This is a genomic window from Alkalispirillum mobile (genome assembly GCF_003664325.1).
Taxonomy (GTDB): domain Bacteria; phylum Pseudomonadota; class Gammaproteobacteria; order Nitrococcales; family Halorhodospiraceae; genus Alkalilimnicola; species Alkalilimnicola mobilis.
The window spans coordinates 65,547-78,200 of the sequence record NZ_RCDA01000006.1; the positions used below are offsets into that span (position 1 = coordinate 65,547).

At 67.5% G+C, this 12,654-nt stretch carries 15 protein-coding genes; 9 read left to right on the forward strand and 6 right to left on the reverse strand.

The annotated features are described in order from the left end of the window. Window positions 1–30 precede the first annotated feature (30 nt). Window positions 31–318: a co-chaperone GroES gene (gene groES / locus DFR31_RS13190; protein ID WP_121443163.1), complete on the reverse strand. Its 288-nt coding sequence runs from the start codon at window positions 316–318 to the stop codon at window positions 31–33. A gap of 216 nt (window positions 319–534) precedes the next feature. On the opposite strand from groES, the gene cutA reads away from it, so the two are divergent. From cutA to DFR31_RS13225, 7 genes are all read left to right on the forward strand, one after another. Further along, a complete protein-coding gene (gene cutA, locus DFR31_RS13195; protein ID WP_121443164.1) occupies window positions 535–909 on the forward strand; it encodes a divalent-cation tolerance protein CutA in 375 nt (124 codons plus the stop codon). A 9-nt stretch (window positions 910–918) separates the two neighbouring features. Further along, window positions 919–2,760, forward strand: coding sequence for a protein-disulfide reductase DsbD (dsbD, locus tag DFR31_RS13200; RefSeq protein ID WP_121443165.1), 1,842 nt, complete (start codon window positions 919–921; stop codon window positions 2,758–2,760). Beyond that, window positions 2,757–3,269, forward strand: a complete 513-nt coding sequence (locus DFR31_RS13205; RefSeq protein WP_121443166.1) for a TlpA family protein disulfide reductase — start codon at window positions 2,757–2,759, stop codon at window positions 3,267–3,269. Before dsbD ends, DFR31_RS13205 begins: the two co-directional genes overlap by 4 nt. Before the next feature lie 137 nt (window positions 3,270–3,406). After that, complete coding sequence (aroQ, locus tag DFR31_RS13210) at window positions 3,407–3,865, forward strand: type II 3-dehydroquinate dehydratase (protein ID WP_121443167.1); 459 nt, start codon at window positions 3,407–3,409, stop codon at window positions 3,863–3,865. Next, a complete protein-coding gene (gene accB / locus DFR31_RS13215) occupies window positions 3,865–4,329 on the forward strand; it encodes an acetyl-CoA carboxylase biotin carboxyl carrier protein (RefSeq protein WP_121443168.1) in 465 nt (154 codons plus the stop codon). The genes aroQ and accB overlap by 1 nt, the downstream gene beginning before the upstream one ends. A gap of 18 nt (window positions 4,330–4,347) precedes the next feature. After that, window positions 4,348–5,691 (forward strand): acetyl-CoA carboxylase biotin carboxylase subunit, encoded by a 1,344-nt coding sequence (gene accC / locus DFR31_RS13220; protein WP_121443169.1) that lies wholly within the window; start codon window positions 4,348–4,350, stop codon window positions 5,689–5,691. Window positions 5,692–5,726: 35 nt separating this feature from the next. Continuing rightward, on the forward strand, window positions 5,727–6,302 hold the full coding sequence (locus tag DFR31_RS13225) for a YfaZ family outer membrane protein (RefSeq protein WP_121443170.1): 576 nt from the start codon (window positions 5,727–5,729) through the stop codon (window positions 6,300–6,302). Window positions 6,303–6,342: 40 nt separating this feature from the next. Here the strand turns inward: DFR31_RS13225 and DFR31_RS13230 are convergent, their stop codons facing one another. Continuing rightward, on the reverse strand, window positions 6,343–7,152 hold the full coding sequence (locus DFR31_RS13230) for a sulfite exporter TauE/SafE family protein (RefSeq protein WP_211328314.1): 810 nt from the start codon (window positions 7,150–7,152) through the stop codon (window positions 6,343–6,345). 172 nt (window positions 7,153–7,324) lie between these two features. Here DFR31_RS13230 and DFR31_RS13235 point away from each other — a divergent pair, with 172 nt between their 5' ends. Continuing rightward, complete coding sequence (locus tag DFR31_RS13235; protein ID WP_121443171.1) at window positions 7,325–8,287, forward strand: complex I NDUFA9 subunit family protein; 963 nt, start codon at window positions 7,325–7,327, stop codon at window positions 8,285–8,287. A 3-nt stretch (window positions 8,288–8,290) separates the two neighbouring features. Further along, window positions 8,291–9,541: a multifunctional CCA addition/repair protein gene (locus DFR31_RS13240; protein ID WP_121443172.1), complete on the forward strand. Its 1,251-nt coding sequence runs from the start codon at window positions 8,291–8,293 to the stop codon at window positions 9,539–9,541. Between the two features lie 6 nt (window positions 9,542–9,547). Here the strand turns inward: DFR31_RS13240 and DFR31_RS13245 are convergent, their stop codons facing one another. From DFR31_RS13245 to thiS, 4 genes are read right to left on the reverse strand one after another with little or no spacing between them, the layout of a single operon-like run. Then, window positions 9,548–10,588, reverse strand: coding sequence for an NADP(H)-dependent aldo-keto reductase (locus tag DFR31_RS13245; RefSeq protein WP_121443173.1), 1,041 nt, complete (start codon window positions 10,586–10,588; stop codon window positions 9,548–9,550). Window positions 10,589–10,621: 33 nt separating this feature from the next. Further along, window positions 10,622–11,335 (reverse strand): tRNA (guanosine(46)-N7)-methyltransferase TrmB, encoded by a 714-nt coding sequence (gene trmB / locus DFR31_RS13250; protein WP_121443174.1) that lies wholly within the window; start codon window positions 11,333–11,335, stop codon window positions 10,622–10,624. Between the two features lies 1 nt (window position 11,336). Continuing rightward, a complete protein-coding gene (locus DFR31_RS13255; RefSeq protein ID WP_121443175.1) occupies window positions 11,337–12,125 on the reverse strand; it encodes a thiazole synthase in 789 nt (262 codons plus the stop codon). Between the two features lie 55 nt (window positions 12,126–12,180). Further along, window positions 12,181–12,381 (reverse strand): sulfur carrier protein ThiS, encoded by a 201-nt coding sequence (thiS, locus tag DFR31_RS13260; protein ID WP_121443182.1) that lies wholly within the window; start codon window positions 12,379–12,381, stop codon window positions 12,181–12,183. Between the last annotated feature and the right edge of the window lie 273 nt (window positions 12,382–12,654).

Below are 12,654 nucleotides of genomic sequence, written 5' to 3' on the forward strand. Positions count from 1 at the left end.
TCTCTAGATCGGAATTCGGTGGAAAGCGGTTTACTCGACGACGGCCATGACGTCGTCTTCGCGCATGACGAGCAGTTCCTCGCCGTCGACCTTGACCTCGGTGCCGGCGAACTTGCCGAACAGCACCTTGTCGCCCACCTTCAGGTCCAGCGGGCGGGTCTCGCCGTTGTCCAGCAGCTTGCCGTTACCCACGGCCACCACCTCGCCCTTGATCGGCTTCTCGGTGGCGGAGTCGGGGATGACGATGCCGCCGGGGGAGGTGCGCTCCTCTTCCATGCGCTTGATGACCACGCGATCGTGCAGGGGACGAATGTTCATTGGGCTGTTACTCCCTTTATGACTTTGCTGTCGTTCGAGTTGGGCCACATTGTCGGGAGGGCCGGTTTAGCACTCCCATACCGTGAGTGCTAATGATAGTGACCGCCCCCCCTCAGTCAAGAGCCGCTTGCGCGGCGCTGTCCTGTGAATGGGGACGGTGGTGATAGAATTCAAGGGCAAGCCGGAAAATCCCTGTCAACGACCCCGGAGGCGCCCATGCCCGCCGAGCAGTACATGGTCTATTGCACCTGCCCCGACGAGACCGTGGCCCGCGAGGTGGCCGGCAACCTGGTGGAGCGGCGGTTGGCCGCCTGCGTCAACATCGTGCCCGGGCTGACCTCGGTCTTCTTCTGGGAGGGTGAGGCCCAGGCCGAGCCGGAGGTGCTGCTGCTCATCAAGACCTCGGCGTCCGCCTACCCCGCCCTGGAACAGGCCATCCTGGAGCTGCACCCCTATGAACTTCCCGAGATCGTCGGGGTCCCTCTGGAAAAGGGCCTGCCCGGTTTCCTGCACTGGATCCACATGGAAACCCGGGGTGAGGCACAGGATGACGACACCGAAGAAGATGCATCCGACCCCCATACCCGCTGAGGAGTGTTCATGAGCGCGCTGGCTCGCCTGTCCGGGGGGGGTGCCCCCCGCCTATGGCCGTTGTACTGGTTGGCCACGCTGTTTCTGGCCCTGCCACTGTTCTTCGCCACGGAGGCCCGGGCCAATCCTCTCGATGATCTCGGCGGTGGCCAGCAGGATATCCTGCCGGCGGAGGAGGCCTTCCCCCTCTTTCTCGAGCGCATCGGCGACGACCGGCTGCTGCTCACCGTGGATGTGGCCGAGGGCTACTACCTCTACCTGGACAAGCTCGACTTCGAGGTCATCCAGGGCGACGCCACCATCACCGCGGTGGATCGACCCGAGGGCAAGGAAAAAGACGATCCCTTCTTTGGGCTGACCACCATTTACCGAGGTGCGGCGCAGGTGCAGTTGCAGCTCGACCGCCCGGTGCCGGACGACCTGCGGCTCGACGTGGCCTACCGCGGTTGTGCCGATATCGGGGTCTGCTACCCGCCCCTGAACGCCGAACTCGGGCTGGATGGCCAAGGTGCCGTGGCCAGCGGTGCCGGCGGCGGCAGTGGAGGCGCGGGCGGCACCGAGGGCCGGTTGGCCAGTCTGTTACAAGACGGCAGCACCTGGATGATCCTGGGCGGGTTCTTTGTGGCTGGCCTGTTACTGGCCTTCACCGCCTGTCTCTACCCCATGATTCCCATCCTCTCCGGCCTGATCGCCGGTGACGGCCAGCGGGGCAGCGGGCGCGCCCTGCTCCTCTCCTTCGTCTACGTCCAGAGCGTGGCCATCACCTACGCCCTGGCCGGTGGCGCGGCGGGCCTGACCGGGCGGGTGGTGCAGGCCGAGCTGCAGAATCTCTGGGTGTTGGGGGGCTTTTCCCTGGTACTGGTGCTGATGGCGATGGCCATGTTCGGGCTGTTCACCGTGCAGATGCCGGGCGCCATCCAGAACCGGCTTGATGCCCTGTCCCGCCGCCAGAAGGGTGGGCGGCTCATCGGCGTGGCCGTGATGGGCATGCTCTCGGCACTGATCGTTGGCGCCTGCTCCGGCCCGGCGCTGATCGCTGCCCTCAGTTTCATCGGCAGCACCGGCGAGGTGGGCCTGGGGGCCCTGGCGCTCTACGTCATGGCGCTGGGCATGGGCCTGCCCCTGCTGCTTATCGGTACCGCAGCCGGCAAGTGGCTGCCCCGCTCCGGGCCCTGGATGGACGGGGTGCGTCAGTTTTTCGGCTTCGTGTTGCTGGGCGTGGCCATCTGGATGATCGAACGCCTCCTGCCCGATGCCCTGGCGTTGGCGCTCTGGGGGGGCCTGCTGGTGGGCTTCGCCGCCTGGCTGCTCTGGCAGCTGCGGGGTGGCCGGGCCTGGCAGCGCTGGGCCGGTGGCAGCCTGTCACTGGGGGTGGCCCTGTGGGGTGTTGCGGCGATCGTGGGCGCCGGAACCGGTGCCCATCAACTGAGCCAGCCCTGGGCCGGGCTGACCGGTGAGGCCCCGGTGCAGATGGCCTGGGTGGACGCCCGCAGCGTCGACGAACTGACCACCCTGCGGGAACAGGCGCGGGCCGAGGGCCGGCCGGTGATGCTGGATGTCACCGCCGACTGGTGTATCTATTGCCAGCAGCTCAAGGATCGGACCTTCCCCGATGCCGGGGTTCAGGCCGCACTGGAGGGGGTCAAGTTCATCCGCGTCGATGTCACCGCGATGAACGGACCGGAGCGCGAATTGCTCGAGGAACTGGGGGTCTATCTGCCCCCGGCGGTCATCTTCTACCGTGCTGACGGGAGTGAGGCGCGCAGCCAGCGGGTCTCCGGCTTCCTCGGGGCGGATGAGTTTCGCCAGCGGGTGGATACCGCCCTGAACGGCGAGGATCCGCAAGGATGAGGCTCGTTCCCCGCAGTCTGCTGTTCGTGGTGGTGGTGCTCGGCGCCGCGCTGGCCGGGGCGCTGGGCTATCAGGCCTGGGAGGACAGCCGACCCGAGACGCGCCCGGAGCTCACGCTACCGGACCTGCAGGATCGCGAGCGCAGCCTCGCCGAGTGGGACGGCAAACTGATCGCATTGAACTTCTGGGCCACCTGGTGCCCGCCCTGCGTGGAGGAGATGCCGCTGTTTCAGGCGCTGCAGGATGAGTACGGTGACCAGGGGCTGCAGTTCATCGGCGTGGCAGTGGATCGCCCCGATGCCGTCGCCGAGTTCATCGAGGAGCACGATATCCGCTACCCGATACTCTACGGCCGGCAGGCGGCCATGAGTGCTGGTCAGGACTTTGGTAACCAGGCGGGTACCCTCCCGTGGACCGTGATCATCGATCAACAGGGCCACATCCGCCACGTTTTCGATCGCGAGGTCAAGCGCGAGCAAATCGAACCGGTCATCCGCGAACTGCTCTAGCAGGGTGGGGTATCTCGGGCTATTCGCAGCCAACCTGCGGGTAATTTCGTTGATCTAGCCCGGATCTGGACAATACCGGGCGGATACCGCAAAATCGGCCGCTGACGATGTCACCACGACCAAGCGCCGGGGATGCCATGCCTGAATTGCTGCTCCTGAACGGACCCAACCTCAATTTGCTGGGGACCCGCGAGCCGGGCATCTACGGCAGCGATACCCTGGTGGACATCGAGCGCCGGATCGGCGAGCAATGCCAGGCGGCGGGGGCGGGGTTCTCCGCCTTCCAGACCAACGCCGAGCATGCCCTGATCGACCGCATTCACCAGGCCGGCCGGGAGGGGGTGGATTTCATCCTCATCAACCCGGGCGCCTGGACCCACACCAGCATCGCCCTGCGGGATGCGCTGCTCGGGGTGGGTATTCCCTTCATCGAAATCCATATCTCCAATGTGCACGCCCGCGAGTCCTTCCGCCGTCAGTCCTACCTGGCTGATGTTGCCGTGGGGGTGATCTCCGGCCTGGGTGTGCACGGCTATGAACTGGCGCTTCAGGCCGCACTGCGGCGGTTTGAGGACGGCCCGCGAGGACAGAACTGATGGATATCAGAAAGGTTAAACGACTGATCGAGCTGCTGGAGGACTCCGGCGTCAACGAGATCGAGATCCACGAGGGCGAGGAGTCGGTACGGATCACCCGCGGGGCCCCGGCCCAGGCGCAGCCGGCCCAGGCATACGCGGTCCCGGCGCCGCAGCCCCAGGCGGAGGCATCCCAGCCTGCCGCGACCAGCGGCGCCGATGAGGCCGGCGATGCGGAACAGGTACCCGAGGGGCACCAGGTCCGGTCACCCATGGTCGGTACCTTTTACCGGGCCCCCTCTCCGGGCGCCAAGGCGTTCGTGGAGGAGGGACAGAAGGTCAAGGCCGGTGACACCCTGTGCATCATTGAGGCGATGAAGATGCTCAACCAGATCGAGGCCGACCGTGACGGCGAGGTGGCCAAGGTGCTGGTCGAGAACGGCCAGCCCGTGGAGTTCGATCAACCGCTGTTCATCATCAGCTAGCCGCGCCCGGAGCCTCACATGCTGGAAAAGATCGTCATTGCCAACCGCGGCGAGATCGCCCTGCGCGTTTTGCGCGCCTGCCGCCAGCTCGGCATCAAGACGGTGGCCGTGCACTCCTCGGCGGACCGGGAGCTCAAGCATGTCCGCTTGGCCGACGAGTCCGTCTGCATCGGGCCGCCGGCCTCCGCGGAGAGCTACCTGAACATCCCGGCTATCATCAGTGCGGCCGAGGTGACGGATGCCATGGCCATTCACCCGGGGTACGGTTTTCTCTCCGAGAACGCCGATTTCGCCGAGCGGGTGGAGCAGTCGGGTTTCGTCTTTATCGGACCCAAGGCCGAAACCATCCGCATCATGGGTGACAAGGTGGCGGCCATCCGCGCCATGCTGGAGGCCGGCATCCCCTGTGTACCCGGCTCCGGCGGTCCGCTGGCCGATGATGCCGACGCCAACCTGCGCATCGCGCGCGAGATTGGCTACCCGGTGCTGATCAAGGCCGCCGCGGGCGGGGGTGGCCGGGGCATGCGGGTGGTCCGCTCCGAGGCGGGGCTGCTGAACGCCATCTCGCTGACCCAGACCGAGGCGCAGTCCTCCTTCGGCGACAGCACCGTCTACATGGAGAAGTACCTGGATAACCCCCGCCACGTGGAGGTGCAGGTGCTGGCCGACGGCCAGGGCAACGCCATCCACCTGGGCGAGCGTGACTGCTCCATGCAGCGCCGCCACCAGAAGGTGGTGGAGGAGGCGCCGGCGCCGGGCATCACACCGGAGGAGCGCCGCTTCATCGGCGAGCGCTGCGCCGAGGCCTGCCGCCAGATCAACTACCGGGGGGCCGGCACCTTCGAGTTCCTCTACCAGGACGGCGAGTTCTTCTTCATCGAGATGAACACCCGCCTGCAGGTGGAGCACCCGGTCACCGAGATGGTCACCGGGGTGGACCTGGTGAAGGAGCAGATCCTCATCGCCAGCGGCCAGCCCCTGCGCTACCGCCAGGAGGACATCGAGATCCGCGGCCACGCCATGGAGTGCCGGATCAACGCCGAGGACCCGCGCACCTTCATGCCCTCGCCGGGCACCATCGACCAGTACCACGCCCCGGGCGGCCCCGGCGTGCGAGTGGATTCGCACGTCTACAGTGGCTACAGGGTGCCGCCCTACTACGACTCGATGATCGGCAAGCTGATCACCCACGGCGAGGATCGGGAGAGCGCCATCGCCCGCATGCGCACCGCCCTCTCCGAGGTGGTGATCAGCGGCATCAAGACCAATACCCCCCTGCACCAGGAAATCATGGATGACGCGGGTTTCCAGACCGGCGGCATGAACATCCATTACCTGGAGAAAAAGCTGGGCCTGAGCTGAGGGCCCGGGCCCACCGACAGCAATCGGGAGCACGCATGATCCGTAAACTGATGATCGCTACCCTGGCCCTGGCCGCCGCCTCCGGCGTCTCGGCGCGGGAACTGGACATCGGCCTCAGCGACGAGGTGGCCGAGGTCAACTTCTCCATGCCCGCCGGTGAGCCCTTCGAGGCCAGCCAGGGCCGCTGGGGCCTGGGGTTCATGTACAACGACGACGATGACTACGTGGCCAGTGGCTCGCTGTCCGTGCTCGGTCATGCTCGCGAGGGCTACCGGCCGGTGCAGTTCGGGGCCGGCGTGAAGGCCTACGGTGCCCGTCTCGACCGGCCCAGCAAATCGGTCGGCGGCGTGGGGGTCGGGGCCTCGGCACGCTTCGGGATCCCCACCGACGTCCCCCTGGCCGTGGTGGTCAGCGGCACCGTGGCACCCAAGGTGACCACCTTCGGCGATGCCGACCGCATCACCGACCTGACCGGCCGGCTGGAGGCGCAGATCACCGATGCTGCCCACCTCTTCGCCGGCTACCGCTACCTGCGATTCAACATGGAGCGCGGGCTGCGGGATGAGCGGGTGGCCGACGGATTCCAGATCGGCGTCCGGTTGCGCTTCTGACCCCCACCGGCCTCCCCGGTGGTGCCCCGCCGGGGGGCGTTCAGCCACTGAAAATCAGGGGTCGGAGCAGGTTCAGGCCCAGAAGCACCAAAAGGATAGAGAAGGCGCGGCGCAGGATGTGCTGGGGCAGGGCGTGGGCCAGCCGCGCCCCCAGCGGCGCGGTGAACAGGCTCATGGCGATCACCCCCAGGAAGGCCGGCCAGTAGACGTAGCCGATTGCCTTGTCCGGCAGTTCCGGGTGGCCGTATCCGGTGGCCATGAAGGCCACCGCCCCCACCAGCGCGATGGGCATGCCACAGGCGGCCGAGGTGCCCACCGCCTGGCGCATCTGCACCCCCAGCTTGGCCAGCAGCGGGACGGTCATGGCCCCGCCGCCGATCCCCAGCAGCGAAGAGATACCCCCGATTACCGTGCCCGCCGGTGCCAGAATGAACCCGCTGGGCGTTGTGGACGCGGCACCGACTTTGGGTCCGCGGCCAAGGGCCAGCTGTAGCCCGAGGGCCACCAGGAACACCCCGAACACCGCCTTGAGCAGCTCGCCACTCATCTGGTCGGCGATCAGCGCCCCCAGCACCGCGCCGATGCACATGCCGATCACCAGGCGGATGAACACCGGGGGCAGCACCCCGCCCCGCACCCAATGGGAGCGCACGGAGCTGATCGCCGTGAAGACGATGGTGGCCAGCGAGGTGCCCACCGCCATGTGCATCACCACCGCGTCGGGCATCTGGCGGAAAGTGAACAGGGCCAGCAGCACCGGCACGATGATGACGCCACCGCCGATGCCGAACAGCCCGGACAGCAGCCCCGCTACTGCCCCGGCGCTCAGGTAGACCAGGATATCCAGCACACGCCTCTCCCCCGTGGTGGCGCCCCCGTCCGGCTGATCCGTCCGTGATCCGCGGGCAGCGCCGGCGGGGCGCCGCTTTTTACCCTCCTCCCGGTGGCTTACAATGCCGGTAACGAGGCACACCATCTGAATAAAGCGTTTAACGATAACAGAAAGAGGCAGGGACCGACTCATGGCCAAGCACACCGTCTGTATCCTGGGAGGCTCCGGGTTCATCGGCACCACCATCGCCGGCCGCCTGGGCCATGATGGGCACCGGGTGATCGTGCCCACGCGACACCGCGAGCGCAGCCGCCACCTGTTGCCCATCCCCAATGTGGAACTGGTCGAGACGAACGTCCACGACGAGGATGCCCTAGTGGAGGCGATCCAGGACTGCACCGCCGTGATCAACCTGGTGGGCATCCTGAACGAGCTCTCCGGTCCCAAGGGCGAGGGCTTCCGGCAAAGCCACGTGGAGCTGCCCCGCAAGGTGGTCTCCGCCTGCCAGCGCGCCGGCGTGGGCCGCTACCTGCACATGAGCGCCCTGGGGGCCGGTCCGGAGGCGCCCAGCCTTTACCAGCAGACCAAGGGCGAGGGCGAGCAGCTGGTGCTGGCGGCGCAGAGCGAGTCGTTGTCGGTGACCGCTTTCCGCCCCTCGGTGGTCTTTGGCAGTGGTGACAGCTTCTTCAACCGTTTCGCCGGGCTGCTGCGGCTCTCCCCCGGGTTCATGTTCCTGCCCACGCCCGGCGCGGAGTTCCAGCCGGTCTGGGTCAATGACGTGGCCAGCGCCTTCATCCGCTGCCTGGATGACAGCAGCACCGCCGGCCAGGCGCTCGACCTGGTGGGTCCGCAGCGCTATACGCTGGAGGAACTGGTGCGTTACACCGCAAAGGTGGCCGGTATCCGGCGCCACATCGTGCCGCTGTCCGACAGCATGTCGCGGCTGAACGCCCGGCTGCTGGGGCTGGTGCCGGGCAAGCCCTTCACCATGGACAACTACCTGTCCGCCACCGTGCCCAATGTCTCCGACGACAACGCCCTGCCGCGGCTGGGTATCCACCCGACGGCGGTGGAGGCGGTGGTGCCCACGTTCCTGGGGCCGCACGAGAAGAACAACCGCTATCAGTCCCTGCGTCGCGAGGCCCGTCGCTGACCCGTGGAGGTCTATCTCGTCGGCGGTGCGGTACGCGATGAGCTCCTGGGCCGAACGGTCCGGGAGCGTGACTGGGTGGTGGTGGGGGCCCGGCCCGAGGAGCTGGAGCAGCGTGGCTACCGGGCCGTAGGCCAGGATTTTCCCGTCTTTCTGCACCCGGACACGCACGAGGAGTACGCCCTCGCCCGCACCGAGCGCAAGACCGGTCGGGGCTACCACGGCTTCGAGTTCCAGGCGAGCCCCGATGTCAGCCTGGAGCAGGACCTGGCGCGGCGGGACCTCACCATCAACGCCATGGCGCGTAACGCCGACGGCGTGCTGATCGACCCCTACGGTGGCCGCGAGGACCTGGACAACCGCCTGCTGCGCCACGTCTCCCCCGCCTTTGCCGAGGACCCGGTGCGTATCCTGCGCCTGGCCCGTTTCGCCGCCCGCTACCACCGGCTGGGCTTCCGGGTGGCGCCGGAGACGCTGGAGTTGTGCCGGCAAATGGTGGACAGCGGCGAGGTGGACGCCCTGGTACCGGAGCGGGTCTGGCAGGAGCTCTCGCGGGCGCTGATGGAGCCCACCCCGGTGCCCTTCTTCCGCGTGCTGCGCGCATGTGGTGCCCTGGCCCGCGTGCTGCCGGAGGTGGACCGCCTGTTTGGCATACCGGAACCGGAGCAGTACCACCCCGAGGGCGATACCGGCGAGCACACGCTGCTGGTGGTGGACCAGGCGGCCCGCCTGGAGGGCCCGCTGCCCGTCCGCTGGGCGGCGCTGGTCCACGACCTGGGCAAGGCCACCACGCCCTCCCAGGTCTGGCCCCGGCATCCGGCCCACGAGCACCGCGGAGTGCCGTTGGTAGAGGCGTTGTGCGAACGGTTGCGGGTGTCGCGGGAGTGCCGAGACCTGGCGCGACTGGTCTGTCGCTACCATCTGGAGGCCCACCGGGCCTTCGAGCTGCGGGCGAATACCCTGCTCAAGCTGCTGGAGGGGCTGGATCTCTTCCGGCGGGAGAGCCGGCTCGCCCCCTTCCTGCTTGCCTGCGAAGCGGACGCCCGCGGCCGGCTCGGCCTCGAAGACCGCCCCTACCCGCAGGCGGCGTTCCTGCGCGAGGCTTACCGGGTGGCGGCCGCAGTCACCGCCAAGCCCTTTGTTCAGGCCGGCCTGAAGGGCAAGCAGATCGCCGAGGCGGTTACCCGGGAGCGGATCCGTGCCCTCGCGGTCCACCAGCGGGATTACACCGCCGACGACGGACCGGCCGAGGGCTGAGGCGCCTCAGGGGGCTGGGTTGGGGTTGCGGGCGTGGATCGCCTCGATGGCCTCCAGCACCTCCTCGTCCAGCTCCAGGTCGATGCTGTCGATATTGGCCTCCAACTGATTGAGATCAGTGGCGCCGATAATATTGCTGGTGACGAAGGGTCGGGAGGTGACCCAGGCCAGGGCCATCTGCGCCGGGTCCAGGCCGTAGCGGTGCGCCAAGGCGACGTAATCGGCCGTGGCCTGCACGGCCCGGTCCTTGGTGTAGCGCTGGAACTGCTTGAACTGCGTCAGGCGCGCGCCCGACGGCTGGCGGCCCTCCAGGTACTTGCCGGTCAGCGTGCCGAAGGCCAGCGGTGAGTAGGCCAGCAGTCCCACCCACTCCCGGTGGGAGACCTCGGCGAGCCCCACCTCGTAGCTGCGGTTGAGCAGATTGTAGGGGTTCTGGACGCTCACCACCCGCGGCAGGTCCTGCGCCTCGGCCAGGGCCAGGCAGCGCATCACCCCCCAGGCGGTCTCGTTGGACAGCCCGATGTAGCGGATCTTGCCGGCCTCCACCAGGTCGTACAGCGCCTCCAGGGTGGCGCGCAGTTGCGGGATCGGGTCCGGCTCCCTCAGGTCGGCCTGGTAGCCGAGCTTGCCGAAGAAGTTGGTCTTTCGCTCGGGCCAATGCAGCTGAAAGAGATCGATGTGGTCGGTCTGCAGCCGGCGCAGCGAGCCGTCCACGGCCTCCACCAGGTCGGCGTGGGTGTAGCGCGTCTTGCCGTCACGCACGGTGTTGGCGCCGGGGCCGGCGATCTTGGTGGCGAGCACCACGTCCTCGCGCCGCTTGCGTTGTTTCAGCCAGTTGCCGATGTAGGTCTCGGTCCGGCCCTGGGTCTCGTTCTCGGCCGGGAACGGGTACATCTCCGCCGTGTCGATGAAGTTGATGCCCCGGGCCAGGGCCTGGTCCAGCTGCTCGTGGGCCTCGGCCTCGGTGTTCTGCTCCCCGAAGGTCATGGTGCCCAGGCAGAGGGCGCTGACCTCGATATCGGTATGACCCAGCTTGCGGTACTGCATGGAACCCCCTCGGTCAGACAGGATAGTGGTGATTCAGCCGGCAGCCCGGGGCTTACGGTAGTAGAGGTCGAACACCCGGTGCCCCTTGCGCAGCCCCCGCCGCTCGAACTTGGTTTCCGGCCGCTCACCGCGCGGGCTGAACTGGCGGGGGCCGCAGGAGTTCACCAGCGCTGGCTCGGTCTCCAGCACGTCGAGCATGTGTTCGGCGTAATTGGCCCAGTCGGTAGCCAGGTGCAGGAAGCCGCCGGGCGCCAGCTTGGCCGCGACCTCGCGGACCCATTGCGGTTGCACCAGTCGCCGCTTGTGGTGGCGCTTTTTGGGCCAGGGGTCGGGGAAATACAGCTGCACCCCGTGCAGGCTGCCGTCCGGGATGTGCCGGCGCAGGATCTCGGCGGCGTCCGCCATCATCACCCGCACGTTGGACAGCCCGCGGGCCTCCAACTCCATCAACAGGTGGCCGACCCCGGGCCGGTGAACCTCAATGCCCAGGTAATCCCGCTCCGGGTGGGCCGCGGCCTGCTCGGCCAGCGACTCGCCGTTGCCGAAACCGATCTCGAGCACCCGCGGGGCCTGGCGGCCAAAGGCGGCGTCCAGGTCCAGCGGTTGATCGGCAGGGGGCTGTTCCAGCCCGAACATCGGCCAGAGCACCTCCAGCGCCCGTTGTTGCCCGGCGGTCAGGCGGCCCTCGCGCCGGACAAAGCTGCGAATGGGCCGTTTACCGGTGGTCTGCTCGTCACCCGCGGCCATTTCAGAAAAAGGTGCCTTCCAGGGGACTGGAGGCGCTGGCAAAACGCTTGCGCGGGATGCGCCCGGCCAGGTAGGCCTCGCGACCGGCCTCCACCGCCTTGCGCATGGCGCTGGCCATAAGCACCGGATCCCGTGCGCCGGCTATGGCGGTGTTCATCAGCACGCCGTCGCAGCCCAACTCCATGGCCTCCGCCGCATCGGAGGCGGTGCCTACGCCGGCGTCCACCAGCACGGGCACCGACGCGTTCTCCACGATGGTGAGGATGTTCCAGTGGTTCTGGATGCCCAGCCCGGAACCGATCGGCGCCCCCAGGGGCATCACCGCCACACAGCCGATCTCCTCCAGGCGCTTGGCGATGATGGGATCGTCACTGGTGTAGACCATCACGTCAAAGCCGTCGGCCACCAGCTGCTCGGCCGCCTCCAGGGTGGCGGGGATGTCCGGGTAGAGCGTCCTTTCGTCGCCCAGCACCTCCAGCTTCACCAGGTTGTGCCCGTCGAGCAGCTCCCGCGCCAGCCGGCAGGTGCGCACCGCGTCCTTGGCCGTGTAACAGCCCGCGGTGTTGGGCAGCAGGGTGTACTGCTCGGGGGGGATGACATCGAGCAGGTTGGGCTCGTCCGGGTTCTGACCGATGTTGCTGCGGCGGATGGCCACGGTGACGATCTCGGCGCCGCTGGTTTCAATGGCGGTGCGAGTTTCGTCCAGATCCCGGTACTTGCCGGTGCCCACCAGCAGGCGGGACTGGAAGGTGCGGCCGGCGACGGTGAAGGTGTCCTGCGAGGCTGCCATGGCCTGTCTGCTCCTGATTGGGAAGGGCTGCGATTGTCCTGGGTGCTGCGGGGCGTCAGCCGCCGCCGATGGCCTGAACCACCTCGACGCGGTCCCCCGGTTGGAGGCGGTGTTGCTCGAAGCGGCTGCGGGGGACGATGGCCTCGTTCACTTCCAGTGCCAGCCGCCGGCCCGCCAAGTCCAGTTCCTCCAGCAACTCTGCGGCCGTGATGCCGGTGCGCACCTCACGCGCCTCGCCGTTGACCCGGATCTGCATGGTTTCGGTGTGATCAGTCATGGCATCGATTGTACAACAGGTGTTCTGACCGTTTCCGCATGCCCCTATAGGCGGATGTAATAGGTGCGTCACGGTCCGGTCTAAAGTCGTTTTCTTCCCGAGTCGTTGTTGCCAACAGGGCCGCAATCGCACTGCATGGCTTCCTACGCCGTGCTGGCGGCGAATGGCAGTGTGGGGTAAGCCTTGCGCGGTGTCGGCTTGACCTCGATGCCGAAGCGGTCTTCGACATTGCCCAGTTCGACGAACTTCTCG

What these genes read in the sequence shown, in the direction of transcription:
- groES (WP_121443163.1), bottom strand. Translation starts at nt 318, where the DNA reads ATGAACATTCGTCCCCTGCACGATCGCGTGGTCATCAAGCGCATGGAA.
- cutA (WP_121443164.1), top strand. Translation starts at nt 535, where the DNA reads ATGCCCGCCGAGCAGTACATGGTCTATTGCACCTGCCCCGACGAGACC.
- dsbD (WP_121443165.1), top strand. Translation starts at nt 919, where the DNA reads ATGAGCGCGCTGGCTCGCCTGTCCGGGGGGGGTGCCCCCCGCCTATGG.
- DFR31_RS13205 (WP_121443166.1), top strand. Translation starts at nt 2,757, where the DNA reads ATGAGGCTCGTTCCCCGCAGTCTGCTGTTCGTGGTGGTGGTGCTCGGC.
- aroQ (WP_121443167.1), top strand. Translation starts at nt 3,407, where the DNA reads ATGCCTGAATTGCTGCTCCTGAACGGACCCAACCTCAATTTGCTGGGG.
- accB (WP_121443168.1), top strand. Translation starts at nt 3,865, where the DNA reads ATGGATATCAGAAAGGTTAAACGACTGATCGAGCTGCTGGAGGACTCC.
- accC (WP_121443169.1), top strand. Translation starts at nt 4,348, where the DNA reads ATGCTGGAAAAGATCGTCATTGCCAACCGCGGCGAGATCGCCCTGCGC.
- DFR31_RS13225 (WP_121443170.1), top strand. Translation starts at nt 5,727, where the DNA reads ATGATCCGTAAACTGATGATCGCTACCCTGGCCCTGGCCGCCGCCTCC.
- DFR31_RS13235 (WP_121443171.1), top strand. Translation starts at nt 7,325, where the DNA reads ATGGCCAAGCACACCGTCTGTATCCTGGGAGGCTCCGGGTTCATCGGC.
- DFR31_RS13245 (WP_121443173.1), bottom strand. Translation starts at nt 10,588, where the DNA reads ATGCAGTACCGCAAGCTGGGTCATACCGATATCGAGGTCAGCGCCCTC.
- trmB (WP_121443174.1), bottom strand. Translation starts at nt 11,335, where the DNA reads ATGGCCGCGGGTGACGAGCAGACCACCGGTAAACGGCCCATTCGCAGC.
- DFR31_RS13255 (WP_121443175.1), bottom strand. Translation starts at nt 12,125, where the DNA reads ATGGCAGCCTCGCAGGACACCTTCACCGTCGCCGGCCGCACCTTCCAG.
- thiS (WP_121443182.1), bottom strand. Translation starts at nt 12,381, where the DNA reads ATGCAGATCCGGGTCAACGGCGAGGCGCGTGAGGTGCGCACCGGCATC.